Annotated in this window: 25 protein-coding genes and 1 pseudogene; 12 read left to right on the top strand and 14 right to left on the bottom strand. The window is 69.3% G+C overall.

Annotated elements, in window-relative coordinates:
* Nucleotides 1-60: 60 nt before the first annotated feature.
* On the top strand, nucleotides 61-219 hold the full coding sequence (locus tag AB0N66_RS01720) for a hypothetical protein (protein WP_365426943.1): 159 nt from the start codon (nucleotides 61-63) through the stop codon (nucleotides 217-219).
* Between the two features lie 6 nt (nucleotides 220-225).
* On the opposite strand, the gene AB0N66_RS01715 is transcribed toward AB0N66_RS01720, so the two are convergent.
* Nucleotides 226-603 carry a hypothetical protein gene (locus AB0N66_RS01715; RefSeq protein WP_365426940.1) on the bottom strand — a complete coding sequence of 126 codons (378 nt, stop codon included), beginning with the start codon at nucleotides 601-603 and terminating at the stop codon, nucleotides 226-228.
* 448 nt (nucleotides 604-1051) lie between these two features.
* Between AB0N66_RS01715 and AB0N66_RS01710 the strand changes: the two are divergent.
* Nucleotides 1052-1237 (top strand): annotated as a pseudogene (locus tag AB0N66_RS01710) (CorA family divalent cation transporter); the annotation flags it as partial.
* A 160-nt stretch (nucleotides 1238-1397) separates the two neighbouring features.
* On the opposite strand, the gene AB0N66_RS01705 reads toward AB0N66_RS01710, so the two are convergent.
* The 3 genes from AB0N66_RS01705 to AB0N66_RS01695 form a co-directional block, all read right to left on the bottom strand.
* Entirely contained in the window at nucleotides 1398-2075 is a 678-nt protein-coding gene (locus AB0N66_RS01705) for a transposase (RefSeq protein ID WP_365426937.1), read from the bottom strand.
* Nucleotides 2030-2710, bottom strand: coding sequence for a transposase (locus AB0N66_RS01700; RefSeq protein ID WP_365426934.1), 681 nt, complete (start codon nucleotides 2708-2710; stop codon nucleotides 2030-2032). The genes AB0N66_RS01705 and AB0N66_RS01700 overlap by 46 nt, the downstream gene beginning before the upstream one ends.
* Nucleotides 2711-2965: 255 nt before the next feature.
* Nucleotides 2966-3589 (bottom strand): TetR/AcrR family transcriptional regulator, encoded by a 624-nt coding sequence (locus tag AB0N66_RS01695; protein ID WP_365426931.1) that lies wholly within the window; start codon nucleotides 3587-3589, stop codon nucleotides 2966-2968.
* Between the two features lie 123 nt (nucleotides 3590-3712).
* Between AB0N66_RS01695 and AB0N66_RS01690 the strand changes: the two genes are divergently transcribed.
* Both AB0N66_RS01690 and AB0N66_RS01685 read left to right on the top strand, forming a co-directional pair.
* Nucleotides 3713-5164: an amidase gene (locus AB0N66_RS01690; protein ID WP_365426928.1), complete on the top strand. Its 1452-nt coding sequence runs from the start codon at nucleotides 3713-3715 to the stop codon at nucleotides 5162-5164.
* Between the two features lie 199 nt (nucleotides 5165-5363).
* A complete protein-coding gene (locus AB0N66_RS01685; RefSeq protein WP_365426925.1) occupies nucleotides 5364-6299 on the top strand; it encodes an alpha/beta hydrolase in 936 nt (311 codons plus the stop codon).
* A 395-nt stretch (nucleotides 6300-6694) separates the two neighbouring features.
* On the opposite strand, the gene AB0N66_RS01680 is transcribed toward AB0N66_RS01685, so the two are convergent.
* On the bottom strand, nucleotides 6695-7066 hold the full coding sequence (locus tag AB0N66_RS01680; RefSeq protein WP_365426922.1) for a hypothetical protein: 372 nt from the start codon (nucleotides 7064-7066) through the stop codon (nucleotides 6695-6697).
* A 173-nt stretch (nucleotides 7067-7239) separates the two neighbouring features.
* The gene (locus tag AB0N66_RS01675; RefSeq protein ID WP_365426919.1) at nucleotides 7240-7836 is read right to left on the bottom strand and encodes a hypothetical protein; all 597 of its coding nucleotides are present in this window, start codon (nucleotides 7834-7836) and stop codon (nucleotides 7240-7242) included.
* Between the two features lie 339 nt (nucleotides 7837-8175).
* Between AB0N66_RS01675 and AB0N66_RS01670 the strand changes: the two genes are divergently transcribed.
* Nucleotides 8176-9900 carry a protein kinase gene (locus AB0N66_RS01670; RefSeq protein WP_365426916.1) on the top strand — a complete coding sequence of 575 codons (1725 nt, stop codon included), beginning with the start codon at nucleotides 8176-8178 and terminating at the stop codon, nucleotides 9898-9900.
* Between the two features lie 243 nt (nucleotides 9901-10143).
* On the opposite strand, the gene AB0N66_RS01665 is transcribed toward AB0N66_RS01670, so the two are convergent.
* Nucleotides 10144-11943: an FAD-binding dehydrogenase gene (locus AB0N66_RS01665; RefSeq protein ID WP_365426914.1), complete on the bottom strand. Its 1800-nt coding sequence runs from the start codon at nucleotides 11941-11943 to the stop codon at nucleotides 10144-10146.
* A 185-nt stretch (nucleotides 11944-12128) separates the two neighbouring features.
* Between AB0N66_RS01665 and AB0N66_RS01660 the strand changes: the two genes are divergently transcribed.
* On the top strand, nucleotides 12129-13304 hold the full coding sequence (locus AB0N66_RS01660) for a helix-turn-helix domain-containing protein (protein ID WP_365426911.1): 1176 nt from the start codon (nucleotides 12129-12131) through the stop codon (nucleotides 13302-13304).
* A 54-nt stretch (nucleotides 13305-13358) separates the two neighbouring features.
* Here AB0N66_RS01660 and AB0N66_RS01655 read toward each other — a convergent pair whose 3' ends face one another.
* The gene (locus tag AB0N66_RS01655) at nucleotides 13359-14063 is read right to left on the bottom strand and encodes a response regulator transcription factor (RefSeq protein WP_365427299.1); all 705 of its coding nucleotides are present in this window, start codon (nucleotides 14061-14063) and stop codon (nucleotides 13359-13361) included.
* 95 nt (nucleotides 14064-14158) lie between these two features.
* Nucleotides 14159-15115 (bottom strand): histidine kinase, encoded by a 957-nt coding sequence (locus AB0N66_RS01650; protein ID WP_365426908.1) that lies wholly within the window; start codon nucleotides 15113-15115, stop codon nucleotides 14159-14161.
* Nucleotides 15116-15254: 139 nt separating this feature from the next.
* Here AB0N66_RS01650 and AB0N66_RS01645 point away from each other — a divergent pair, with 139 nt between their 5' ends.
* Both AB0N66_RS01645 and AB0N66_RS01640 read left to right on the top strand, forming a co-directional pair.
* A complete protein-coding gene (locus tag AB0N66_RS01645; protein WP_365426905.1) occupies nucleotides 15255-15968 on the top strand; it encodes an ABC transporter ATP-binding protein in 714 nt (237 codons plus the stop codon).
* Nucleotides 15965-18277, top strand: coding sequence for an ABC transporter permease (locus tag AB0N66_RS01640; protein ID WP_365426902.1), 2313 nt, complete (start codon nucleotides 15965-15967; stop codon nucleotides 18275-18277). The genes AB0N66_RS01645 and AB0N66_RS01640 overlap by 4 nt, the downstream gene beginning before the upstream one ends.
* A gap of 58 nt (nucleotides 18278-18335) precedes the next feature.
* On the opposite strand, the gene AB0N66_RS01635 is transcribed toward AB0N66_RS01640, so the two are convergent.
* Nucleotides 18336-19760: a HAMP domain-containing sensor histidine kinase gene (locus tag AB0N66_RS01635; protein ID WP_365426899.1), complete on the bottom strand. Its 1425-nt coding sequence runs from the start codon at nucleotides 19758-19760 to the stop codon at nucleotides 18336-18338.
* The gene (locus tag AB0N66_RS01630) at nucleotides 19757-20455 is read right to left on the bottom strand and encodes a response regulator transcription factor (protein WP_365426896.1); all 699 of its coding nucleotides are present in this window, start codon (nucleotides 20453-20455) and stop codon (nucleotides 19757-19759) included. Before AB0N66_RS01630 ends, AB0N66_RS01635 begins: the two co-directional genes overlap by 4 nt.
* Nucleotides 20456-20606: 151 nt before the next feature.
* Here AB0N66_RS01630 and AB0N66_RS01625 point away from each other — a divergent pair, with 151 nt between their 5' ends.
* Genes AB0N66_RS01625 through AB0N66_RS01615 form a run of 3 tightly spaced genes read left to right on the top strand, consistent with a single transcriptional unit; the run spans nucleotide 20607 to nucleotide 23152 of the window.
* On the top strand, nucleotides 20607-21944 hold the full coding sequence (locus tag AB0N66_RS01625; protein ID WP_365426893.1) for a ferredoxin reductase family protein: 1338 nt from the start codon (nucleotides 20607-20609) through the stop codon (nucleotides 21942-21944).
* A gap of 10 nt (nucleotides 21945-21954) precedes the next feature.
* Nucleotides 21955-22410: an FMN-binding protein gene (locus AB0N66_RS01620; RefSeq protein WP_365426890.1), complete on the top strand. Its 456-nt coding sequence runs from the start codon at nucleotides 21955-21957 to the stop codon at nucleotides 22408-22410.
* A gap of 1 nt (nucleotide 22411) precedes the next feature.
* Complete coding sequence (locus AB0N66_RS01615) at nucleotides 22412-23152, top strand: FAD:protein FMN transferase (RefSeq protein WP_365426887.1); 741 nt, start codon at nucleotides 22412-22414, stop codon at nucleotides 23150-23152.
* 70 nt (nucleotides 23153-23222) lie between these two features.
* Here the strand turns inward: AB0N66_RS01615 and AB0N66_RS01610 are convergent, their stop codons facing one another.
* Nucleotides 23223-23351, bottom strand: a complete 129-nt coding sequence (locus AB0N66_RS01610) for a hypothetical protein (RefSeq protein ID WP_365426884.1) — start codon at nucleotides 23349-23351, stop codon at nucleotides 23223-23225.
* 98 nt (nucleotides 23352-23449) lie between these two features.
* A complete protein-coding gene (locus AB0N66_RS01605) occupies nucleotides 23450-23599 on the bottom strand; it encodes a hypothetical protein (RefSeq protein WP_365426881.1) in 150 nt (49 codons plus the stop codon).
* 244 nt (nucleotides 23600-23843) lie between these two features.
* Between AB0N66_RS01605 and AB0N66_RS01600 the strand changes: the two genes are divergently transcribed.
* Nucleotides 23844-24284 (top strand): SRPBCC family protein, encoded by a 441-nt coding sequence (locus tag AB0N66_RS01600; RefSeq protein ID WP_365426878.1) that lies wholly within the window; start codon nucleotides 23844-23846, stop codon nucleotides 24282-24284.
* A gap of 69 nt (nucleotides 24285-24353) precedes the next feature.
* On the opposite strand, the gene AB0N66_RS01595 is transcribed toward AB0N66_RS01600, so the two are convergent.
* Nucleotides 24354-25493: a glycoside hydrolase family 6 protein gene (locus tag AB0N66_RS01595; RefSeq protein WP_365426875.1), complete on the bottom strand. Its 1140-nt coding sequence runs from the start codon at nucleotides 25491-25493 to the stop codon at nucleotides 24354-24356.
* Nucleotides 25494-25662 lie beyond the last annotated feature (169 nt).

The following is a 25662-nucleotide window of genomic DNA, read 5'->3' as shown; positions in this document are numbered from 1 at the left end:
GCCGGGGCAGTGTGATGGCGTAGGCAAGTGGAGCAGGCGGGGGCGCCTGAGGTGGCGGGAGTGCCAAACAAACGTTGCACGGTCCCGTGCGCGCTCAACCTGGATGACTGGGACGAGAGCTGGGGTGTCTCCGTAGAGGCACTGGAGGAAGGAGCGATCGAGGCAGCAGAACAACTCCTGAGCAAGCAGCCGCGGGGCATGTCCGGCAACCTTTCGTGAAGGCCGTCAGTTAGCCAGCAGAACTGGAACCTGAGAGGTGGAGCAGGTCAACCTCACCCAAACCTGCAGCAGACCCAGATCTTGCCGCCAGGCTCCGTCAAGCAGCCCGTACAACAGTCCTCTTGCACGGGCTGAGCCGCTGTGTCGCTCAGCGCTCAAGTGCAGGATCGCCCAGTTCTTATCACCTCTCAGTTCATCTGCGAGGAGACCGACAACGGAGGACTTGCCGCTGCCGAACGGCCCGGGGAGTCCGACCGCGAGCAGTTGATTGGAGCCGCGGACGATACCGAAGAGCTCACGGCTCACTGACCGATAATCAAAACGGTCTTGATCTGGTGAGGCGATCGCGCTGTCTTCGATGATCCACGGGCGTTGTCGTGCCATGTCGTACCGCTCCGCTCCGAACCTGCTCCATACGGGTGAGCGGATGATATGGGCCACCACTGACAACGGAACCCCAAATCAGGACCAGTCGAACCACAGGCGCACCTCATACAGACCGAATCCCCGATACGACGCCTCCAAACTAGCGTCCAACTCCTCTACAGCGAGGCGGCCCAACACCCACGGAGCGCCCAGAGACCACGGCGATGTCGGCAATGGGCTGCGATCAGGACACTCCGCCTCGCACGCGCCGAAGCAACGCTCCCTACCTCTGCGCCGACCCGTTCTCTGGGGAGAATCTGGGGAGTACGAGCGGCGTTGGGGAGCGTGTGGGGAGAATCGACTGCGTAATGCGGCACGCCCCTGAAAGGCGCGGAAAGAGTCATCCGCACAGGCCAGAGGCGAGTTAAGTCGCATCACCGCAGGTCAGCACCCACAGGTAGACAACGTCAAGAAGATCTCGTCGTGGGCGGCGATTCTGTTCGCGCCGACGCTGGTGGGGACGATCTACGGGATGAACTTCGACAACATGCCGGAGCTCGGCTGGCGCTTCGGATACCCCTTCGCGATCGGCTTGATGGGGGTCGTCTGCGCGAGTCTGTACGTGATTTTCAAGCGACGGGACTGGCTCTAGCCTCGAAGTTTCATGACGGTCCGCCGACCGAGTCGGTGGACCGTTTTCGTGCCGTGGGCTGAGGGTGGGCAGGCCGAGAGCCCGAGTATCGTCTCGGGGTTGCGCCGGGTTCCACTGATCCGGTGTCGGGCTGCTGTCGTAGGGACGGGGAAATTGCTGGTCAGCCAGGGTTCGGTAGGAGCGCGAGCCGGTCGAGGGCGGCGGTGATGTGGCTGCTCCAGGGCCAGTGCCGAGCCAGACGGAGGCGCAGACGGCGGGGCTCCCAGAGCCGGGCCTTGCCGGTCAGCGCGAGCATGGGCATCCAGGCCAGCAGGTCGAGTGCGATCTGCACGATCTCCAGCCAGTTGCGGTTCTGGGCAGTGCGGTGCAGGGGCAGGTTACGCAGACCGGTGGCCCGGGCGGCCCGGATCCGGTCCTCGGCCCGGGCCCGCAGCCGGTGCCGGAGCTCGGCGATCGGCCGGCCCGAAGTGTTGGTGGCGAAACAGGTCAGCCGCATGCCGCCCGCGTCCGTCAGCCGCAACTGGGCTCCGGGGTGCGGCCGTTCCTTGCGGACGATCAGCCGCATGCCCTTAGGCCAGCCGTCCAGGACGTCGCCGGTGAGTTCGGCGCCCCAGGCCCCGTCAGGATCTCGCCGTCCGCCTCGACGGCTGGTGACCAGGCCGAGGTGGGTACCTTCAGCACGTGGCTGTGGATCGCATCGGTGATCACCATGCCCACCGAATAGGACAGCCACCGTCCCCGCCGGGCGAGCCAGGCCACGAAGTCGTGTGCCGCCCGCAGAATCCGTGCGGATCAGGATCCGGCGCCCGCGCCGGTACTCCTTCGGCAGTTGGGACAAGGCCAGTTGGGCGGCGGTGATGTGGTCGGCGCGGTGTTCGAGCCCGCGTTTCCCGGCCTGAGCAGGGCCGCCACCGGCTCCCCGGTGCCGCCCGGCCCGTGGTCGACGAACCCCATCAGCGGGTGGTGCCCGTAGGTCCGCTTCCATGTGGGTGCGGCGTCCTCCTTGTCCGAGTGCGCGATCACCAGCACCCCGTCGAGGTCCACGGTCACCATCCCGCCCGCATCGGGCGCTTCCCGGTCGGCCAATCGCCAGACATGCTGGCGGGCTTCAGCCCGTGCGGAGCGGATGGCCCGTAGGGCCTTCTCCCCGGAGGCGGCGAGGGTGTCGATGAGGCGGGAGACCGTCGGGTCGAAGGCCACCGACCCGAACACGGTCGGCTCGGCCCGCAGCATGGCGACATCCGCGAGGCAGTCCCCACCCAGCGCGACCGCCAGGGCCACGTCCAGCAGGATCTTGCCCGGATCGTGCACCGCCCGAGCCTTCCGCCACGGCGCCAGCGCCGCTGATATCGCCGTGTCCAAGCCGGCCTTGCGGACGGTCTCGACCAGCAGCACGCCGCCAGCCTGCGAGACCACCGCACGGCCGCCGCCCTCTACCCGGACACGCGGGTACGACCCGATACGCTGCTTCACCTGAGAAGTGCTTCTTTCCGTGTAACCGACAGGACCCTAGACAAGTCCCATCGTTGCAGGTCAGGAGCACTCTCTACTTACTTGATCAAGGTATAGACGAGCGCGCCCGTAATAGGCGAAGCCGACCAGCGAGAACGAGGATCGTCCAGGTCCCCTGTTCCCGCTCCGGTCAAAGACGCTTTCCAGGTGGGCGGGGGCGCCCGGCCCCACTCGCATGCCCACGTTATGCGGTGGCCGGTCGGGCGGCGCGGGCGGTCAGTCAGCCGCCCTGTGTGCGCCGAGGTGGGAGCGGTGCCGGTCCACGATTCCCTCGACGATCTTCATCAGGCGATCTCCCGTCTGATCGATGCTTCCGTTCTGTGTGCTGACCTGCGCCCCTTCGAGTACGAAGGTGATCTCGGCTGCGGCCTGTCCGGGGTCGGGCATCTGGGCCTTGGTGCACATGCCGATCAGCCTGCGGGTCTGGTGGGCCTTGTGGTCCTCGATCACCTGCCGTGCCGGATGAAGGCGGTCGGGCAGCTCGGCGAGGGAGTTGATGAACGGGCAGCCCCTGTATGAGATCGCCGGCAGCCCCTCGGCGATGAAGCGGGCCAGGCCCAGAATCTGCTCCTCGGGTTGGTCGGGGTATTCGGTTTCCACGCGGTCGAAGGCCGCCTGGTAATCAGCGGCGACGATCCGCAGCCACTCCGCGACCAGCGCGTCTTTGGTCTCGAAGTGCCGGTAGATCGCCATTTTGGTGGTCTCGGCCTTGTCGGCGATCGTCTGGACCCCCACCTGCCGGATCCCTTCCCTCTGGAAGAGCTCTTCGGCCGCGTCGAGGATGCGCTCACGAGGCGGCAGCTTCGCCACTCTGCCCGGCCTGCTGAGGGTCGATGCCATTAGTACTCCGTCACTCCGGTCGATCGTACGGTCCACAACCCCCCTACGGTACCAGCCAGACCCCTTCGATACCGTAGAGTATCGTTCGGAACTCGACGGTATCATTCTTGTCAGGGAGTGGCAGTGAAAGTTTCTGAGTACGTGAGCTTCGACGCGGTCGGGCTGGCGGAACTGGTGGCTAAGGGCGAGGTGCTCCCCGCCGAACTGGAGGCAGCCGCGCGCGAGGCTGTACAGGCAGTTGATCCGCGGATCAACGCCGTCGTGGAGACCTGGCTGACCGACGACGAACCTGTCCCCGGTAGCACGCCACTGGCCGGCGTCCCTTTTCTGATCAAGGACATCGCGGTGGCCATGGCCGGGAGGCGGATGGAGCTGGGAAGCCGCCTGGCGGCCGGTAACGTCGCCGGCGCCGACTCCTCGCTGATGCAGCGCTTCCGGCGCGCGGGCCTCGTGACGTTCGGGCGCACCGCGACACCGGAGATGGCCTATGGCATCTCCACGGAATCAGCGTTGTACGGCGCGACCCGCAACCCGTGGGACCTGGAGCGCAGCGCGGGCGGATCCAGTGGAGGCGCGGCCGCCGCTGTCGCCGCCGGGGTGGTTCCGGTCGCCCATGGCACCGACGCCGCCGGATCGCTCCGTATCCCCGCCGCGTACAACGGCCTCTTCGGGATCAAGCCCACCCGTGGCCGGGTGTCCATGGGGCCCGACGTCGACGAGGTCTTCAACGGCCTGGCCGTGCACGGCAGCGTCAGCCGCACCGTACGCGACAGTGCGGTACTGCTCGACCAGATACGCGGCCCGGAGTCGGGCGACCCCTACTTCGCCCAGCAGCCGTCACGGCCGTACGCGGAAGAAGTCACCCGTCATCCGGGCTCGTTGCGAATCGGTGTCCTCGCCCAGGCGTGGGGCGGACGCCGCACTTCCGCCCCGGTGACCGACGCCCTCTCCCGCACCGTGCGGTTGCTTGAATCCCTCAGCCACCAGGTGAAGGAGGTTGAAGTCGACCTCGGCGCCGACTGGGAGGAGTTCGTCCTGGCCAATGCCCGACTCATGACGGTGAACCTCACCACCCTGGTCGACGGGCTGGCCGCCGCCTTCGGCCGTCCCGTCGACTCCTCGACCCTTGAGCCGGCGACCCTCGCCGGCTACCACTACGGGCAGCGGGTCGGCGGCGCGCAATTCCACACCGCTCTCGCGATGCGGAACCGAGTGGCCCGAAGCCTGGCGCAGTACTTCGACGAGTACGACATCCTCCTCACGCCAACCCTGCCGGATCCTCCCGTGTCTCTGGGCACTCATACGGAGGGTGCGGAGACACTGGACGGCCTCGGCTGGATCGAGCGCATCAACCACCTGTCGCCGTTCACCATGCCGTTCAACGTGGCAGGCACGCCCGCCATGTCCGTACCCGTGACGGCCGACGCCGGGACGGGGCTCCCGGTCGGTATGCAGTTCGCCGCCGGATATGGCCTCGAAGGCCGCCTCTTCCGCCTCGCCGGACAACTCGAACAGGCAAGTCCGTGGTCAGGCCGAATCCCCACGGTGTGGGCAGGGAACCACCCGGCCCGCTGAAGAACGCTCCTGGCACGCTACAGAGAGACATCGACGGATTCTCGCCGGTTCCAGGACCGAAAACTCTCGCGGCGCACGGGGCGGATGCCCTCAATGCCGAGGCGAAGCCGCGGGTATTGCCGACCTCGACGTTCATTCAGACCTGAGCGGCCGTGACATCACGACGCATGAACAGAGACCCATTGAAGGAGTGTCCGCCATGGTTGAGCGCATCGACGTGCGCATTCCCCTGCCCGACGGCATCGAACTGGCCGCCTGGCTGTTCCTTCCCGAGAAGACCGAGAAGCCGTTGCCCGCCATCACCATGGCCCACGGTTTCGGCGGCACCCGCCATCACAGCATCGAGCACACAGCCCGCCGCTTCAGCGAGGCCGGCTACGCGGTTCTCCTCCACGACCATCGCAACTTCGGCGACAGCGGCGGCACGCCTCGCCAGGACATCGACCCCTACCAGCAGATCGCGGACTGGCGATGGGCGATCACCTACCTCGGCACACGCGGGGAAATCGACGAACAGCTTATCGGCATCTGGGGATTCAGCTACGCCGGTGGTCACGCCCTGGTCCTCGGCGCCACCGACCGCCGCATCAAAGCCGTTTACGCTCAGGCCCCCACCGTCAGCGGCTACGAGACCGGACTGCGCCGCGTCCCGCCCCAGGAGGTACGCGCCCTGGAAGAGCGCTTCCACCAAGACGAACGCGACCAGCTGGCCGGCAAGCCGCCCGTCTACGTACCCTTCGTCGACACCGACACGAGCCCTGGCTCCCCGGCGGCCTACCCACAGAAGGGGGCGGCCGACTTCTACCTGCACCGAGCACCGGACGACACGTGGACGAACGAGGTGACCCTTCAGTCCAGCCGTCGCGCCCGTGCCTACGAACCCGGTCAGTGGATCTCCCGCATCGCCCCCACCCCCCTGCTGATGCTCGTGGCCAAGGGCGACGACGTCGCCCCCGCCGACATTGCCCTCGACGGCTTCAACCGCGCCCGCGAACCGAAGAAGCTCGTCCTCACGGACGGCGACCACTTCTTTTCCTACACCCAGCAGTTCGAACTCTCTTGCACGGTCGCGATCGACTGGTTCGACACCCACCTCAGGACCGCCGAGAAGAACGACTCCCGCCCCGCCCCGTAAGCCCGCTTCGCTGCGTCCAGCCTCGGCACGGACACTCGGGTACCACCGATACGCTCACTCACCTGACGAGTGCCTCTCCCCTTGCAGCTGACAAGACTCTGAATACACCACATCGTTGCAGATCAGGGGCACTATCCACTCGCTTGGTCAAGGCATGGACGAGCGCGCTGACGAAAGCGCGAGGCTAGATTCGAGCACTCGCCCGCACGGAGATGGTCTGCTCAAGTGCCGAGGCGAGCGACTTCCTCGCCGTCGGGATTCAGTTAGCGGGCCGCCGACGCAGCACGTGCGCCCGGCGGACGGCCGACGGACGGAAGAGGACGGACCAGGGAGCAGGTAGAGACCGAGCAGGCCGCGCAACTTCCGCCTCTTTCGGATTGACGGCGCTGGCTGGATCAGGCGACCGGATCCTCGGCCAGGATCGCGTCGCGTATCACCTCGAAGGCAGCCTCCGCTTCCGGGTCACGTTCCATCATGCGCTCCCAGAAGTCTCCTGCGATCCATTCTTTCGGCCCCATGCTCAGCCCGCCTCGCCGATAGATCTCCACACTCCACTGAGAAGGAATGGCGTCAGACACCTGCTCAAAGTACTTCCCGCTGTACAGGCCGGCGAGGTCGCCCGGCGAGTGCTCGATCCGCAGGGAGGAAGAGCCGTCACTCCGTACATGCAGTTCGAGTACGACGTATTCCTGCCTCGGAATGAAGTGGTATCTGCCATCAACAGGGTTGGGAGGAGCGTCCGGGGCGCCCAGATAGCGAACTCGCACCTTATCGTCCCTCCACCCAGCTTCACGTTGTAATCGCGATAGTAGATTTCTCAACTCACCTCATTTTTATGGAGATGAGTGTCGAGAGTTCCCTCGCCCCCCGGAATGCGGTGGAGCGCACATCGCACATGCCCATAGCCTGCTGCCGCGGGTCTGCTCGGCCGTCAGCGGATTCAAGGCTGACGTGCCGCCTCGTGCAGTCGGTCACGCGCGGCCCTGAGCAGGCCCTGCGACCACTCCGCACGGGTGACTCCCTCGGGCAGTCTCGTCAACTCGGCGTGGCTGGCGCCCAGCGCGCGGGCGATCGCCTCCACCGCGATACGCCGCATGTGATCGTCGTCATACTCACCGCGGCCTTCCTCGGCGAGTCGCAGCAAGGCACGGAGGAGTTCGGCGTCGAACCCGTCGTGCAGGATCGCCCCCGCCCCCGAGACCGCGGCGATGAACGCGTCGTCATCCAGGTCCCACTCGGGGGAGCCCAGCAACTCGATGATTTGCTTCCGGTACTTCGCTCCCACTCTCCAGTGCGCCGTGAGCACCTGCACGGCGAGCGCCGAGACCTCGGGATCCTCGGGGTAGATCAGATACGTGGCGATCAGTGGCTCGTATGCCGGGCCGCCCGCACGGGCCACCGCGTACAGGCGCTGGTACAGCTCCCGCCCGGGCCGGCCCTCGGTGACGGCTTGGGCGATCTGCTTCACCTCCTGCGGCGGGATGGTGCCGTCCTTCGCCCGTGAGATCAGCTGCCGCACATATGCGTCATGCGCCACTGTCATGCTCCACTTACTTGGTTCTGGGGACGAACTGCTCGGAGAAGTCCGGCATTCTGGCGGCCCGCCCCAGGTCGGCGACGAGAAGGTCTCGCGTGGCCACCTGTCCGAGGATGAGCCTGTGCGATGAGCGGGTGGTCGGCGTCCGTGGGTGTGCCCGGCGTGCCCTCCGACGTGCCGCCGAGCCTGGCATCGGCGTATCGGCATATGATCCCTCCTCAGCAGACGGGTAGCGTCAACAGGCGACAGAAAACGTGTCGTTGGGTGGCTCCCCGGCCGCCGGGGCCGCCTGGTGCCGTGGGCCGAAATCAGCCCTGTAGCAGCGAAAGGGAAGCCACGGTGTCCGACGAAGGACGGTTGATCGCCGGCCGATACCGCGTCCTCGACCGGATCGGCCGAGGCGGTATGGCCACCGTGTGGCGCGCCCACGACGATCTCCTCGACCGCCAGGTCGCCGTCAAGAAGCTCCATCCCCAGCCGCATCTCGACGACGACGAACTCGCCGCCCTCTTCGAGCGCGCCCGGCGCGAGGCCCGCAGCGCCGCCCGGATCAGCCACCCCAATGTTGTTGTCGTGCACGACGTCGTGGACGACGAGGGCCTGCCCAGCATCGTCATGGAGTACGTACCTTCCACCACCCTCGCCGATCTGATCAAGACGCACGGCCCGATACCGCTCGAAGAGGTCGCCAGGATCGGCCGTGGCGTGATCGCCGCGTTACAGGCGGCGCACCGGGCAGGGGTCCTGCACCGCGACGTGAAGCCGGCCAACGTACTGCTCGCCGAGGACGGCCGGGTGGTCCTCACCGACTTCGGCATCGCCCACGCCTCCGAGACCTCCAATCTCACCCGTACCGGCCAACTAGTGGGGTCGGTCGACTACATGTCCCCCGAGCGCCTCGTCGGCACCACGCCGGGTCCGGAGGGTGACCTGTGGGCGCTGGGCGCAACGCTTCTCCAGGCGATCGAGGGCCGCTCACCCTTTCTCCGGGAGAGCGTGGCGCAGACGATGTACGCCATTGCCATGGAGCCGGCTCCCGAGGCACGAACCGCCGGGCCGCTCACCCCACTGATCCAGGGGCTGCTCGCGAGCAAACCGGCCGAGCGGCTGTCGGCCGAGGACGCCGAGCGCCTCCTGCGAATACCGATCGGCGCAGCGGGCTCATCTGCTGCTCCGCTCGCGGTCCGTGCGGTGGCCCACGACGCTCCGACTCCGGCGGCGAACCCGGCTGCAAACCCGGATTCGGATTCGGGGCGGAACTCGGGCCGCGAAACGGGCAAGGCATCCGCTGCCGGGGGACCCGCGGAAAGCCCGCAGTCCGCGACGAGCGGCATGCAGGTGCTGCGGCCCTCGGGCCGTTCGAGGAAGCGGATTGCGCTCGTCTCATCGGTTGCCGCGCTGATACTGATCGCGGTCGGTCTGCTGCTCAGCACGCCGACGGAGGAGAACGTCACCAGCGCCACAGCTTCGGACGTCCCGTCCGCGGCTGGCGGCACCACGCCGCAGTCCGCGGACACACCCGCACCTGCGACGTCACCTCCCGACTCCTCGAACTCCGCAATTTCCGGCGTCACGCCGCCCACACCGCTCACCTCAGCGCCCTCGACGTCCAAGGCCACGCAGGAGGACCCCGAGCCGGAGCCCCCGGGCAAGGACACATCCACGAAGGGTGGATCCGACGCATCGGCCGCTCCGGTCGGCCATGCCCTGGTGGTCGCCGCTTCAGGGAAGTGCCTGAGCAGCGGCGCCGGGACCGAGGGAACGCAGCTCTTCCAGGCCACGTGCGACGGCTCCACGGCGCAGCAATGGCAGACCGGATCGGGTGGGACCCTCCGGTCATCGGGGAAATGCATGGCCTTGGACGGAGGGGCGACCGACGACCGGACGGAGATCCAACTGGCCGCCTGCAACGGCAACGCCAGCCAGCAATTCCACCTCGTCGGCGTCCAACTGATGGCTGATCAGTCCCAGAAGTGTGTCGACATTTTCGGGGGAGAGAGCGGAACGGGGGCAGTCCTCTGGGAATGCAACGGGAGGGACAACCAGAACTGGACACTCCGTTGACCAGGAGCTCCACCGGCTGACCGACCTCCCCCCGGAGAACGAGGTCAGGCTTTGAACGGCATGACTGAGCGCACGGCGACCAGTCGTCGATCAGCGATGACGCGGGCGGCCTTCAGAGCTGCGAGCTGGTCGGCGAGATGGTTCTCCCCCTCGGCCCTAGGGGGCGCCCGGAGCGCATGTCATCCCCCGTGCACCCTTGCCTCTCCCACACCTGCTGAGTGACCGCGAAGGGCTCAAGATGCCTCAGGTCGCCGTGGCGGCGGCCGCCGCTCGGCCCGCCTGACGGCCCGAGAACAGGCAGCCGCCCAGGAAGGTGCCTTCCAGGGAGCGGTATCCGTGGACTCCACCGCCGCCGAATCCCGCGACCTCACCGGCCGCGTACAGACCGGGAACGGGGGCGCCGGTGGCGTCCAGGACCCGGCCGGAGAGGTCGGTCTGCAGGCCGCCCAGGGTTTTGCGGGTGAGGATGTTGAGGCGTACGGCGATCAGCGGTCCGGCGCTGGGGTCCAGGATCTTGTGGGCCGCCGCGGTGCGGCTGAGCGAGTCGCCGGGGTAGGCGAGGGCGTTGCGAATGCCCATGACCTGGACGTCCTTGGTGTACGGGTTGTCGATCTCCCGGTCCCGCGCATCGATCTGCCGTTGGAGATCGGCCAGGTCGATGAGGCCCTCGCCGGTCAACTTGTTCATCCCGCGGACCAGTTCGGACAGCGTCGGGGCGACGACGAAGTCGACGCCGTTCTTCTTGAACCGCTCGATCGGCTCGGGAGTCTGCCAGATGCGCGAGAGCAGCATCAGGATGTCCTTGTTCGTGAGGTCCGGGTTCTGCTCGGAGCCGGACAGCGCGAACTCCTTCGCGATGATCTTCTGGGTCGTGACGAACCAGGAGTAGTCGTGGCCGGAGTCGGTGATCGACTTGAGGGTGTGGAGGGTGTCGTAGCCGGGGAGGTCGGGGGCCGAGAAGCGTTTGCCTGTGGCGTCGAACCACATCGACGACGGTCCCGGCAGGATGCGGATGCCGTGGTTGGCCCAGATCGGGTCGTAGTTCCGTAGGCCCTCGGTGTAGTGCCACATCCGGTCGGGGTTCACGATCCGCCCGCCCGCCTGCTCGGTGATCGCGAGCATCCGGCCGTCCACGTACGCCGGGACACCGGTGATCATGGTCTTGGGCGGGGTACCGAGTCGGGCCGGCCAGTTCTGCCGTACGAGGTCGTGGTTGGCGCCGATGCCGCCGGAGGTGACGATCACGACCGGGGCACTGAGCTCGAAGCCCCCGACCACCGTGCGGGAACTGGCCTTGCCGCGTGCGGCGGAACTCGGCTCAAGCACCGCCCCGCGTACGCCGGTCACGACGCCTCCGGTCGTGACGACTTCATCGACGCGGTGCCGGAACTTGAACGTCACCTTCCCGGCCGCGACCGCGGCCCGTACCTTCTTCTCGAACGGCTCGACCACCGCCGGACCGGTACCCCAGGTGACGTGGAAGCGAGGCACCGAGTTGCCGTGGCCGTCCGCGAGGCCGCCGCCCCGCTCGGCCCAGCCGACGATCGGGAACCAGCGCACTCCCAGCTCGTACAGCCAGGACCGCTTCTCTCCCGCGGCGAAGTCCACATACGCCTCAGCCCACTTGTGGGCCCAGTAGTCCTGGCCACCCGGATCGGTGACGCCGCGGTCGAAGCCGGCCGTGCCGAGCCAGTCCTGCCACGCCAGTTCGTGGGAGTCCTTGACGCCCATCAGCCGCTGCTCGTCGGAGTCGACGAGGAACAGACCACCGAAGGACCAGAACGCCTGCCCGCCCAGATTACTCTCCGGCTCCTGGTCCAGGAGCAAGACCTTGCGTCCCGCGGCCGCCAGTTCCGCCGTCGCCACCAGACCGGCGAGGCCGCCGCCGACGACGATCGCGTCCGCGTCCGAGGACGAGGACGAGGACCCGGCCGCGAAGGCCGGTGACGCGTGCGCTGCGAGGGCGGCACCGGCGAGTACGCCTCCCGCCACGGTCAGGGCCTGCCGGCGGCTGACGTCCGACGGGGTCGCTGAGTTCTCCATGGGCTGCCTTCCAGAAGAGATGCGCGGGGCACGGGAGACGCGGAGGGTGTTACTGCGACAGCTGTCCTGTTACCTTCGGTAGCCCTCAGGAAATCAGTCGATGACAGCGGTGTGGTAGGAGCCCGGCTCCAACGCTCCACCGCTTCGTTGTGGTCCGGTGACTTGCCCGGACGGAGAGGGGGACCGTGAACGTCGCCGACGAGCACGACTCGGTGGCCGGGATCCTGCGGAGCATGGTCGTCGACGTGGACGTGTGCGGTGCCCTCGTCGACGCGGCGAGAGACCGGTCCCCCGAACTGGCCCGGCTCGCCGAGGCGGAGACCCGCTCGCACGTCACCGCCATGATCCGCGCGGCCGACCTATGGTTCGACACCTTCGAGCGGGTCGAGGAACAGGACTTCACCGCCGCCCTGCTGCTCGGCGCCGACCGCGCGGGTCAAGGCATCCCGATGACCGCCGTGTTGCAGGGCCTCCAAGCGGCGTTCACCCGCACCACGGAGATCATGGTCGACCGCTGCCGGTCCGACGGGGTGTCCGACGGCGCACTGCTCACGATGGTCATGCGCTTGAAGGAGTACGGCGACGCGGTCGAGCGTCACGTGATCAACGGATACCGTGCCGCGGAGCGGGGCACAGCGCACGAGCCGCTCGGTGCCCTGACCCGCATACTGCGGCAGTTACTGGTCGGCGGTGTCACCCCGTCCGCCGAGGAACTGGTGCGGGCCGGAATACGCCCCGGCGGCCAACACCACTGTCTGGTCTGGGACATGGGTGATCCCGCGCGGACGCGTCCGCTGACGAGTCGGCTCGCCGCACTGCGCGGAACCTTCGGACTGGTCGAAGGACGTCTTGTCGGCCTGTGTCCCCGCACGCCCACCCACGAGGAGATCGAAGCGACCGCCCTTGTCGTCGTCTCCCCTGCCGCTCCCCTGAGTGAGCTTCGCCCGCTCTACCGGCTGTGCGTACGCGCGGCGGACATCGGCCGCCGACAAGGCCGGCGCGGACCGCACGACCTCACCGACTTCGCCGCCGAGATCGCCCTGGCGGAACAGCCGCTACTGGGCTCGGTCCTGAGCGCCCGATTCCTGAACGGGCTCGATCAGTCCGACACCTTCCACCGCCAACTCGCGCTCACCGCCCTGACCTTCCTCGACAACGGCCGCCGGCTGGACCAGACCGCGACAGCCCTGTTCACCCACCCCAACACCGTCCGTTACCGGCTCGGCCGACTCCAGCAGATCACGGGCGAATCACTGACCGACGCCCCACCGGAGAGCCGCTCAGGGCCACTGAGCACCCTGCACTGGTGGTGGGCCCTGACCACCTGGCTGCGCCCCGGCGGGGACTCCCTGGGGCGGTGAGCAACCCGGTTTACCCGGTGTGTCCGAGGTGAGCCCCGCCCAGCGCATCCGCGACTAGGAACTCGCTCCCGGTTCCCCCGCCTTGACGAGCCCCGTCTCGTACGCGAGCACCACCGCCTGGGAGCGGTCGCGGAGGGTCAGCTTGGCGAAGATCCGGGCCACGTGGGACTTCACCGTGGCCTCGCTCAGGATCAGTTCACCGGCCAGTTCCGTGTTGGACAGGCCTCGGCCCAGCAGGGTGAGGACCTCCAGCTCGCGGGGTGTCAGGGACGCGAGATCGGCGTGCGGGGCGGATGGGCGACCGGTGTCCGAGGCGAAGCGCTCCACCAGGCGTCGGGTGATCGACGGGGCCAGCAGGGCGTCGCCGGTGTCGACGAGGCGTACGGCCGCGGCCAGGTGTTCAGGGGTGACGTCCTTCAGGAGGAAGCCGCTGGCTCCGAGCGACAGGGCGGCGTACACATAGCGGTCCAGGTCGAAGGTCGTCAGCATGAGGACCCGGCACTCCGGCACCTGCGCCAGAATGCGGCGGGTGGCTTCCAGGCCGTCCATGTTCGGCATACGGATGTCCATCAGCACGACGTCCGGCCGGAGTTCGCGGGCCGCCGCCACCGCCTCCGCGCCGTCGGCCGCCTCGCCCACGACCTCGATACCGCGGGCGGTGAGGATCAGCCGGAAACCGGACCTGATCAGTGTCTGGTCGTCGACGACGAGCACACGGGGAGCGCGCTCGCCTCCGCCCACACCCACACCCACGCCCATGTCTCTGCCCACACCCGCACCCACGCCTATGCCCCTGTCCACACCCACCATGTCCCGGCCCACGCCCACGCTTGCGCCCCTGTCCACGCCCGCCGTCACGGCCGGTCCAGCGGGATGCGCGCCCGGACCCGGTAGCCGCCGCCGAGACGGCGCCGGGCGTCCAGGTCCCCGCCGTACACCGCGACCCTCTCGCGCAGGCCCAGCAGTCCGCGGCCCGCGCCCTTCCGGTGTCGCGGAACCGGCACCGATGGCGCGGACGCACCGCCGGTCAGGACGCTCGGGCCGGTGTTCAGGACCTCCACGCGCAGCGCGTGGTCCGCGTACCGCACGGTCACCTCGGCCTTGCCGCCGTCGCCGTGCTTGAGCGCGTTGGTCAGGGCCTCCTGGATGATCCGGTACGCGGTCACGTCGATCCCCTCCGGCAGTCGGCGCGGCTCGCCGGAGATCCGCACCTCGACGGGCAGCCCGGCGAACGATATCCGGTCGACGAGTTGGCCAAGTCGGCCGAGGCCGGGCTGGGGCGCCAGTCCCGCCGTACCGCCGTAGTGGCTTCTCCCACCGCCCGAACCTGAGCCCGCGCCCGCACCCGCACCCGCACCCGCACCCGAGTACGAGTACGAGTACGAGTACGAGCCCGAGTACTGGTTCCGGTCCTGGTCCGTCTCCTCACCGCTCTGCGACGGGGCCAGCAGACCCAGCAGGTGCCGCAGGTCGGTCATCGCGCCGCGCCCCGCGTCCTCGACGGCCCGCAGCGACCTCGCCGCTTCGTCGGGCATCGTGCCAAGGACCTCGCGGGCGGCCCCGGCCTGGACGACCATGAGGCTGACGTTGTGGCTGACGATGTCGTGCAACTCCCGTGCGATGCGCTCGCGTTCGGCCGCGACCGCGTCCTGGGCGGCGCTCTGCCGCTCTCGCTCAAGGAGCCAGCCGCGTTCCCCCACGGCCGACTGCCACCGGCGCCGGGTACGCATCCACGCGACCCCCAGCCATCCGGCGGCCGCACATGCCACCCCGAGCGCCGCCACCAGCGCGTCCAGCTCCCACTTCCCCACGGGGCTCACCTTCGCAGAAGGCCGACCGGTCCGCATCGGCCTGTGGATGCAGGCCCTGCATCTCCAGGATGAGGAGCGGGCCGGTTTGCCGTCCGGGGAGGGATGCCCTGGGCCCGGTCTCCCACTTAGCGTCCTGACCATGGTCACCGTGGGCAGCAACAGCAGCGAAGAGGCCGTCGTGCAACTCGACGGCGTACGAAAGGAGTTCGGCGAGACGACAGCACTGAACGGCGTGTCACTGGAGATCCGTGCCGGTGAGGCGGTCGCCGTGATGGGCCCGTCGGGGTGCGGCAAGTCCACCCTGCTCAACATGATCGCCGGTCTTGACCGTCCGACGGGCGGCACGGTCGTGGTGCACGGCGAGAACGTGGGCGGCCTCAGCGAGAAGGGGCTCGCCCTGTACCGGCGGCGCCGCATCGGCATGATCTTCCAGTTCTTCAACCTGATCGACGACCTGTCGGCGCTGGACAACGTCGCCCTGGCCGCGCAGTTGACCGGCAGTCCCGCCCGGCAGGCCCGCCGCCGTGCGCTTGAGCTCTTCGACGAACTCGGCATCGCGGACCGCCGGAACGCGTATCCGGCGGTACTCAGCGGCGGCGAACGCCAACGCGTCGCCGTGGCCCGGGCGTTGATGAACCGCCCCGCCCTGCTGCTGGCCGACGAGCCGACCGGCGCCCTGGACAGCCGGGCCGGCGAACAGGTGATGGACCTGTTGCTCGACCTCAACCAGATCGGCCAGACGCTCATCCTGGTGACACACGACGAGCACCTCGCCCGGCGCTGCGCCAGCCGAGTGGTCGAGATCGCGGATGGCCGCGTGACCGGCGAACACACGCTGGAGCCGTCCGCATGAGGGCGGTGTGGCGGGCAGCCCGTGCGGCCGTACGGCGACGGAGGCTCCAGACACTCGTCATCGCGCTGGTCACGCTCACCTCGACCGGGGCGATGGTGGTCGCGCTCGGCCTGGTCGACGCGGCCTCCGCGCCGTTCGACAAGGCGTTCGCCGCGCAACGCGGCCCGCATGTCGTCGCCGCGTTCGATCCCGCCAAGGTCTCGGACGCGCAGCTGGCACAGACCACCCGGCGGCCCGGGGTCGAGGCCGCCGCGGGGCCCTTCGCCCAGGCCACCATCGACCTGCCGAGGGACCCCGCCGAATACCCCGTGAACGGCGCGATCACGGTTGTTGGCCGCCCTGGACCCGGGGGCCCGGTGGACCGCCTGGACCTCTGGGCGGGCCGCTGGGCCACCGGGCCGGGCGAGATCGTCGTGAACCGGTATGCGGACTGGGGGCCGGGCGACCTGGGCAGGAGGGTCCAGGTGCCGTCGGGCCCGGCCCTCACCATCGTCGGGCTCGCCTTCGACCTGAGCCGGACCGCCGATGCATGGGTCGCCCCCGAACAGATGGCGGCCCTGCACCCGACCACCACTCAGCTGCTCCTCCGTTTCGCGGACGCGTCCTCGGAGAGCCGGATCGACGCGAACCTGGCCTCCGTCACCGACGGGTTGCCGAAGGACGCGCTGGCCTCTTCCCAGTCGTATCTCACCCTCAAGCAGGCGATAAGCAGTTCGGCGCGGGCGTACGCCCCCTACCTGATGGCCTTCGGCATCCTCGGGATCGTGGTGGCGGTGCTCATCGTCGCCAACGTCGTGGGCGGCGCGGTGGTTTCCGGACTGCGGCACATCGGGATCCTCAAGGCCGTGGGGTTCACGCCGGGACAGGTCGTCGCCGTCTACCTCACGATGATCTCCGTCCCCGCGTTCGCCGGTTGCGTGCTGGGCACCGTCCTCGGCAACGTCCTGGCGCGCCCCTTCTTCGAGTTCGTGTTCACCGGGCCCGAGGCGGGGGTGTTCCACGGCAGTGTCGGTATCCCGACCTGGGTGAACGCTCTCGCGCTGCTCGGCATGCCCGGCGTGTGCGTCCTCGCCGCGCTCGCCCCCGCAGTCCGCGCGCACCGGCTGTCGGCGGCGCGGGCGATCAGCGCGGGCAGCGCGCCGCGTGCCGGGCGGGCGCTGGGCATCCAGCGCGGGCTGGCGGGCAGCAGGCTGCCGCGGTCGGTGAGTCTGGGGCTGGGTCTGCCGTTCGCCCGGCCGGGCCGGAGCGGCCTCACGCTCGCCGCGGTGGTCCTCGGGGTGACCACCGTGACGTTCGCGACCGGTCTGGCCACGACGATGACCAGGTTCGGGGAGGCGGGGCGCGACGCCTACCAGGTCACGGTCTACGCGACCAAATACCAGCGGGGCGAGGAGATCAAGCCGGTCCACAGCGATCTCGAACTCCAGTCGCTGCTGGGCTCGTTGCCCGGCGCGAGCGAGGTCACCGCCCGGGCTGACGCCGACGTACGCATCGCGGGCACCACGCAGAAGGTGACGTTCGAGGGCCGCCGCGGGGACCGGCCGCAGCTGGACAACGTACTCACCGAAGGCCGGTGGATGCACCGCACGGGCGAGGTCGTGGCCGGTTCGGGCTTCCTACGCGGGCAGGGACTGGAGGTCGGCGACCACATCGAGCTGGCGAAGGGCGACCGTCGGGAGGAGGTGACCGTCGTCGGCGAGTTCATGGAGAGCGCCGGGGATTTGATCGCCACCGACTGGTCGACGATGACGGCGCTGGCCCCGCAGGAGCAGCCCATCGCGTACCACGTCAAGCTCAGCGAGGGTGCGGACCCGGCCGCCTACGCAACGGCGGCAGCCGCCGCCGACCCCGGGATCAACCCGACACCGAGGGGCCCGAACACCATCGCCCAGACCATCATCGGCTCCGCCACGGTGCTCACCCTGATGCTCGCCGTGGTCTCGTCGCTCGGTGTCTTCAACACGGTCGTCCTCAACACCCGCGACCGCCGCCGGGATCTGGGCATGCTCAAGTCCATCGGCATGACGCCACGGCAGGTCACGGCGATGATGGTGACCTCGATGGCGGTACTCGGCGCGGTCGGCTCACTGCTCGGCATCCCGCTGGGCATCGCGGGCTACCACCTGGTGGTGCCTCGCATGGCGGACGCGGTGTCCACCTCCCTGCCCCCGTACATGACGGACGTCTGGCAGGCCCCGGTGCTGGTCGGCATGGCCCTGGCCGGCGTCGCGATCGCGGTCCTGGGCGCGTACATCCCGGCCCGGGGTGCGGCGCGGCTGACGATCGCGGAGGTGCTGCACAGCGAGTGAAGCCACGGGCGCCGGCGGTCTTCCCCTCAGAGGGGCTTCCCGTCAGAGGCTCTTCCCGTCAGAGGGGAATCCTGATCGTGAATGCGGTCGCGCCCGGGCGGCTGGTCAGTTCGACCGTCCCGCCATGCGCCCGCACCAGGGACAGCGCGACCGCCAGGCCCAGGCCACTGCCGCCCCGGTCACGGCTGCGGGCCCTGTCGACGCGGTAGAAGCGGTCGAAGACCCGCTCCTGATCGGCGGCGGGAATGCCCGGACCCGAGTCGGCGACCCGCACCACGGCCGCGCCGGAGGACACGGACACGTCCAAGGACACGTTCGTACCGGCCGGGGTGTGCACGGCGGCGTTGGTGAGGAGGTTGTCGAGCACCTGCCGGATACGCAGGGCGTCGAGGCTGAGCCGGACCGGGTCGGGGCCTGCCGTCAGGGTCAGTTCGTGGTCGGGGTGGGCGGCGCGGAAGGCGTCGGCCGCCTCGCGTGCCAGCTCCGCCAGGTCCGCGTCCGCCAGCCGCAGCGGCGCCTCGACCTCACCGGCGTCCAGGCGGGCGAGCAGCAGCAGGTCGTCCAGGAGTACGCCCATCCTGGCGGCCTCGGCGCGCAGGCGGGCCAGGTGCTTGTCGCGTTCCGCGGGCTCGTTGGCCGCCGCGTACTGGAAGAGGTCCGCGTAGCCGCGTACCGACATCAAAGGGGTACGCAGCTCGTGCGAGGCGTCCGCGACGAAGCGGCGCAGCCGCTGTTCGGCCTCGGTTCGGACGGCGAGGGAGTCGTCGATGTGTTCCAGCATGGTGTTGAACGCGGTGCGCAGTTCCTCGACCTCGGGGCCGCCGTTGCCGCGGTCGGCGCGGACCGGCAGCCGGGCCGATTCGGTGAAGTCGTGCGAGGTGATGCCGCGGGCCGTGTGCGCCATGTCGCTGAGCGGTTTCAGGCCGCGCCGCAGCGCCGCCCGGCCGATCACGACGAGCGCGAGCAGCGCGAGCGAGAACGCGACGATCTGGACCGTCACCAGCTGCCGCATGGTGTTGTCGATGTCCTTCATGGGGGCCGCGGTGACCAGGACCACGCCGGGTTCGACGGCGCAGGCACGCAGCTGGTAGGCGCCCTCGCCCTTGATGTCGGCGGTACGGACGAGGTCCTCGGAACCCGAGGCGGACAGCGCCTCGGCGGTGGCGGCGAGTGCGGCGTCGTCCGCGGGCGCGTCGGCGGGCCGGCGGATCTCGGCTGTCCCGCCCGAGACCTCGTACGAGGCCGTGTACCAGCCCCAGTACGGCTCGCCGTGCATGTTGTCGTTTTCCTTGACTTGCTCGGTCTGGGTGAGCTGGACGAGCTTCATCTGGTCGGTCAGCTGGCGTTCCAGGTAGTCGCGCATGGACATCGAAAGCGCCGTGCCGACGACGGCGAACGCCACGAGCGACAGCACGCCCAGGCCCAGAGCCAGCCGGGTGCCGAGGCGCATCCTGCAGTAGGCCTCCCGGAACCGGCGGATCACTCGGCGACCTGCCGCACCACGTACCCGACGCCCCGCACGGTGTGGATCAGCGGTTCGCCCGCCTCGTCGAAGCCGTCGAGCTTTCGACGCAGACGGCTGACGACCAGCTCGACGACGTTGGAGCGGCCGCCGAAGCCGTACTCCCAGACGTGGTCGAGGATCTGGGCCTTGGTGAGCACGGTGGGTGACTTGCGCATCAGGTAGCGGAGCACCTCGTACTCGGTGGGGGTGAGCGTGAGGAGCCTCTCGTCGCGCCGCACCTCGCGGGTGTCCTCGTCCATCGTCAGGTCGGCCACCCTCAGCACGGACCGCTGGAACCCGGGCCCGGCGGCGCGGCGCAGCACGGTCCGCAGCCGGGCCATGAGCTCCTCCACCGCGAACGGCTTGACCAGGTAGTCGTCGCCGCCCCGGGTGAGGCCCGCGACCCGGTCGGACACACCGTCCCGCGCGGTCAGGAACACCACGGGCACCATCGTCCCGGACTGACGCAGCCGGTCCAGGACGCCGAAGCCGTCGAGGCCCGGCAGCATCAGGTCGAGCACCACGATGTCCGGATGGAACTCGGCGGCGCGGCTCAGCGCCTCTTCGCCCGTGTTGGCGGTGACGGCATCCCACCCCTCGTAGCGGGCGACCGTCGCGACCAGGTCGGCGATGGGCGGATCGTCGTCCACGACGAGAAGTCGTACTTTTTCCACGTGCCCATATTGCTTCACCTGCCTCCGGACGCCATACCCGCGGGCTCGCCTGACGCGTATCGGTAAGAACTTGAAAGTTGCCCGACAGGAAAACGACAGCTCCCACCCGGCAGGCTCGGTGTCCCCGGACCCGAACGAGGAGCTCCCGTCCGTGACGACTGTCGAACGTCTCCAACCGCCCCCCACAGCGGTACGCCCCAAGGTGGTGGCCCGCGCGGGCCTGTACGCCCTGCTGGCCGTGAACGTGGGCGTGGTGGCCGTCTTCTTCCTCCAGTCCCCGCGCGACACGAACGCCCTGATCCTGATCGGGCGGGTGGCCGGGCTGTACGGCGCTCTCCTGATGGCCTTCCAGCTGTTGCTGGTCGCCCGGCTGCCGTGGCTGGACCGGCGGATCGGCATGGACCGGCTGACATCCTGGCACCGCTGGGTCGGCTTCGGCCTGCTGTGGACGCTGCTCGGGCACGCCGTCTTCATCACCTTCGGCTACGCCGAGTCCTCGTCGATGGGTCCGGTGGACCAGCTGGTGAACCTGGCCGAGACCGTCGAGGGCGTGCTGCGGGCGATCGTGGCGCTGGTGCTGATCATCGGGATCGGCGCGGTGTCGGCACGGTTCGCCCGGCGCCGACTGGCGTACGAGACCTGGCACTTCATACACCTCTACACGTACGTGGCCGTGGTGCTGGCGTTCACGCACCAGGTCGGGGTCGGTACGACCTTCACCACCTCGCCGGCGGCCACGGCGTACTGGTGGGGCATGTGGGGCACGGCGCTCGGTTCGGTGTTCCTGGGCCGGGTGGTGCTCCCGCTCTGGCGGAACCTGCGCCACCAGCTGCGGGTCTCGGCGGTCGTCCCCGAGTCCGACAACGTCGTGTCGATCTACATGACGGGGCGTGACCTGGACCAACTGCCCGCGCGGGCGGGCCAGTTCTTCCTCTGGCGGTTCCTGACCAGGGACCGGTGGTGGCAGGCCAACCCGTTCTCGCTGTCGGCCGCCCCGGACGGCCGGACGCTGCGCCTGACCGCGAAGACGGCCGGCGCCGGCACCGCCGCCCTGCGGCACGTGAAGGTCGGCACCCGGGTCTTCGCCGAGGGCCCGTACGGCGCCTTCACCACGATGCACCGGACGCGGCCGGACGCCCTGCTGATCGCCGGTGGCGTGGGCATCACCCCGATGCGGGCGCTCCTCGAGGAACTCGAAGGCCACGTGGTCCTCATCTACCGGGTCGCCAGGGATCAGGACGCCGTCCTCTACGACGAGCTGCGCGACCTCGCCCACGCGAAGGGCGCGGTACTCCACCTGATCACCGGACCGCCCGTGCCGGACCGGCTCGCGCCGCCGGAGCTCGTCAAGGTCGTACCCGACATCGCCGACCGGGACGTCTATGTGTGCGGCCCGCCCGGCATGACCGGCGCCGTCCTGCGCACCCTGCGCGAGCTGGGCGTGCCCAAACCGCAGATCCATTCCGAGCGCTTCAGCCTGGCTGGATGAGGGGAACACAGTGAAGCGAGTACTGCCTGTCGTCGCCCTGTCCGCCTTGGGCCTGATCACGGTGTGGCGTTATCAACCGGGCGCCGATACGACGTCCAGCACCACGGTCGCCGCGCCGGCGGCCCCTACGCCCTCGTCGTCGCCCTCTTCCTCTTCCTCGTCGTCATCGTCATCGGGTTCCTCACCGTCCGCGTCGGCCGACGCCACGCAGGTCGTACAGGGCACCACCGTCGCCACCGAGAAGGGCGACGTGCAGGTCGAGGTGACCTTCGAGGGCGACACGATCGCCTCCGTACGGATGCTGGTGCAGCCGAACCACCCGCAGACCACGGCGGCCGTGCCCGTGCTGATCCAGGAGACCCTTCAGGCACAGAGCGCGGACATCGACACCGTCTCCGGCGCCACGATCACCAGCGACGGTTACAAGGAGTCCCTCCAGGCCGCCATCGACGCCAAGGGCGCCTGAGGTGAGGCGAGTTGAGCAGGTGATGGGGTTCCCGGTGTCGCTGCGGATCGATGATGGGGATGGGGATGGGGACGCGGATGCCCAGGAGGAGGCCGCGGACGCGGTGTTCGCGTGGCTGCGTGAGGTCGACGCGCGGTTCAGCCCGTTCAGGCCCGACAGCGAGGTGTCCCGGCTGGACCGGGGCGAGCTGGCGCCCTATCAGCTCAGCCCTGATCTGGTCGAGGTCCTCGACCTGTGCGAGGACTACCGGGTCGCGACTCTCGGCGCCTTCCAGGTGCGGCTGCCGGGCCGCGGTCTTGATCCCTGCGCGATGGTGAAGGGCTGGTCGGTGCAGCGGGCCGCGGATCTGCTGGCGGCGCGCGGGGCGGCGAAGTTCTGCCTGAACGCCGGTGGCGATGTGGCCTCGGTGGGCGGCCCGTGGCGGGTGGGCGTACGTCACCCCGAACAGGCCGACCGGCTGTGCACGGTGCTGGAGATCACCGACGGCGCGGTGGCGACGTCCGCGCGCTACGAACGCGGTGACCACATCGTCGACGGGCGCACCGGCCGTCCGGCGACCGGACTGCTCAGCATGACCGTCGTGGCCGCCTCGCTGACCGAGGCCGACGCCACGGCGACCGCCGCGTTCGCGATGGGCCCGGAGGGCATCGAGTGGGCCGCCGCGCGGGAGGGCTGCGAGGTGTTCGCTGTCGACGCCGAGCACCGGGTGTTCCGGACGCCGGGGCTGCCTGTCGCCGCCTGACCCCTGCCGTACGGCAACGAGGGCTCCCCAGATGCGTGGGAAGCCCTCGTTGCCGTCCACCGTCGTACGACTACCGCTTCACCCGTGCACGGCGGTGGACGAACCAGCCGCCCACCGTGAGCAGCGCGGCCAGTGCCGCCGCGCCCAGGACGAAGGCATACCTAATAACAGCCGTGTCCCAACTGTCGACAATTGGCAAAGAGATGACAACTGACCCCACACGCAAGGGGAGTTCCGGCGAACACCGGGGAGCACCCGAGGCGAAGTAGCGTGCCGGAGCGGTCAGAACAGGAGCGCTCAGAACCGGAGCGCCCAGAAGTCGACGCGCATGACGACGCGCCGGGGACTCGGATGACTCACCTCGGTGAACCCGGCGTCGGCGAACACATCACGGCTGCCGACGTGCAGTTCGCCCCAGGTGATCTCCTTGCCGGGCTGGGTGATCATCGTGTACGCCTCCAGGGGTAGTCGGCGGTACCGAAGATCGCGTGCAGGTCGTCCCAGGACGCCTAGTTGGCGGGGACGATGGTGAGCTGGTCGGGCGCGACGGGCGGGGAGGTGTCGAACGTCATCGCGGGCTCCTCGCAGCTGAGGGGATGTGTCGGGCGGACGCCACCGACAGGGCCCAGCCGCACGCGCCACGTCAGAACACCGCGTCCAGCCCTCGCGTTCCGCTGCCTACGATCACCCCGTGGCCCTTTTCCTGCTGGAGCGCGTTTCTCCGTATCCCGTCGACCAGAGCTGGCGACGCCTCACCGACTGGCCCCGGCACGCCGATGTGGTCCCGCTGACCCGCGTCACCGTGATCACGCCGCCCCCGACCCATGAGGGCACCGTCTTCGTGGCACGGTCGGGGCTCGGCCCCGTGGCCTTCGACGACCCGATGGAGGTGGTCGTGTGGCAGCCCCCGGAAGGAGACGTTCCGGGCATGTGCCGACTGGTCAAGCGCGGCTCGTTCGTGACGGGATGGGCCGAGATCGAGGTGCATCCGGAGGGCGGCGGGGGTTCTCGGGTGGTGTGGCGGGAGGAGATCAGGGTGCGGTGGCTGCCTGGGTTCCTCGACGGGGGGCTGGCGTGGGCGGGGCGGTGGATGTTCGGGCGGGCGGTGGAGGGGCTGTTGCGGGGGGACTGACGGGGATGGGCGGGTACAGGCAGGCGCAGGCAGGCGCAGGCAGGCGAGCCTGTCGCGTCGCAGTGCACGTCAGCCGAGAATCGGCGGCTTGGCGAACCGCACCAGTTCCAGTGCCTGTTCCGTGAACCAGTCGCCCGCGGCGGGGTCGATCGTCCCGCGCTCGGGATCTTCCGGACCCGGCGTGCCGCGCAGGCACAGGCCGTCCGACTCGCCCGGGGTCTTGATCCACAGTCGGGCGTCCTGCAAGGGGTCGCCGGTGCGCAGGGTCGGGCGGGTGCCCAGGCCGCGGTTCGGTGGGTTGCACCAGTCCTGTGGGTCGGGGTACTTGCCGGCGGGCGGGGTCCAGGGGCCCTGTCCGTTGCGGCTGGAGTCCGTGACGAAGTGCTTCATCCGGGACGCGGGCACGTGTACGTGGGAGTCGAGCCAGGCCTGCGCGTCGGCCCGCGGCCACCACTGGTGGGGGCACGCGGCGACGTCGCCGCCTCCTTCGACGTACGCGAGGCACGACGAGATCAGCTTGCCGTACCAGGAGTTGGCGTCGTCGGTGTTGTAGTTCGAGGCGTTGGTGTAGAAGCCGGAGGCGTGTGCGACGCCGCCTTTGATCAGGCGCGGCACGATGGAGTTGACGGTGTGCCAGCCGGGGTGGCCGGTGTCGAGGTACACGCGCGTTCCCGACAGCGGCTCCAGCACGGACACCGCGTAGTTGACCTCCGCGTACCGGGCCGCGGTCTTCGTACCCTGCGCGTCGTCCTGGCCGCAGTCGGCGGGAAGGAGCGCGAGGGCGTCGGGTTCGAGCGTGACGAGGGCGTCGCGGCCGCCGATGCCGCGCGCCACCGCGTCGATCCACGCCTTGTACTCCGCCGTGTTGGAGGCCCCGCCCCCCGAGTAGTTGGAGCAGTCGCGTCCGGGGATGTTGTACAGCGCGAACACCGGGATCGCCCCCTCCCGGTCCGCGTCCCGCGTCACCTCCCGGATCAGCCGTTCCACCTGGGCCGGCGTCTGGTCGCCGTACCAGACGGCCTGCGGGGTGTTCACCATGGCCACGATGCCCGCGGCGTCCAGGAGTTGGCCCGCGCGGGCCAGGTCGAAGGCCTGCCGGTATGCCGCCGGGTTGGCGTCGGGGACGTACAGGGAGGGGCCACGGTCGAGGGGGTCCGCGGCTTGTGTTCCGGTCGGGGCGAGGGTGAGGGCCGCCAGTCCCAGCGACATGGCAGCAAGGCACGTTGAGGCACGTCTCATCACGGGTCACTCCTGGGTCGCAACGGTCGCCAGGGACTTGCGGGAGCGCTCCCACCTGAGCGTGGTCGCGTATCGCACGCCCGTCAAGACAACTGCACACCCACGATTCAGGGCTCCGCCCACGTGGTCGCCCGCACAC

This window comes from Streptomyces sp. NPDC093544, assembly GCF_040683495.1.
Classification (GTDB): Bacteria; Actinomycetota; Actinomycetes; order Streptomycetales; family Streptomycetaceae; genus Streptomyces.
Note: the sequence above shows the minus strand (reverse complement) of the source record. Positions and strands in the feature narration are given on the sequence as shown.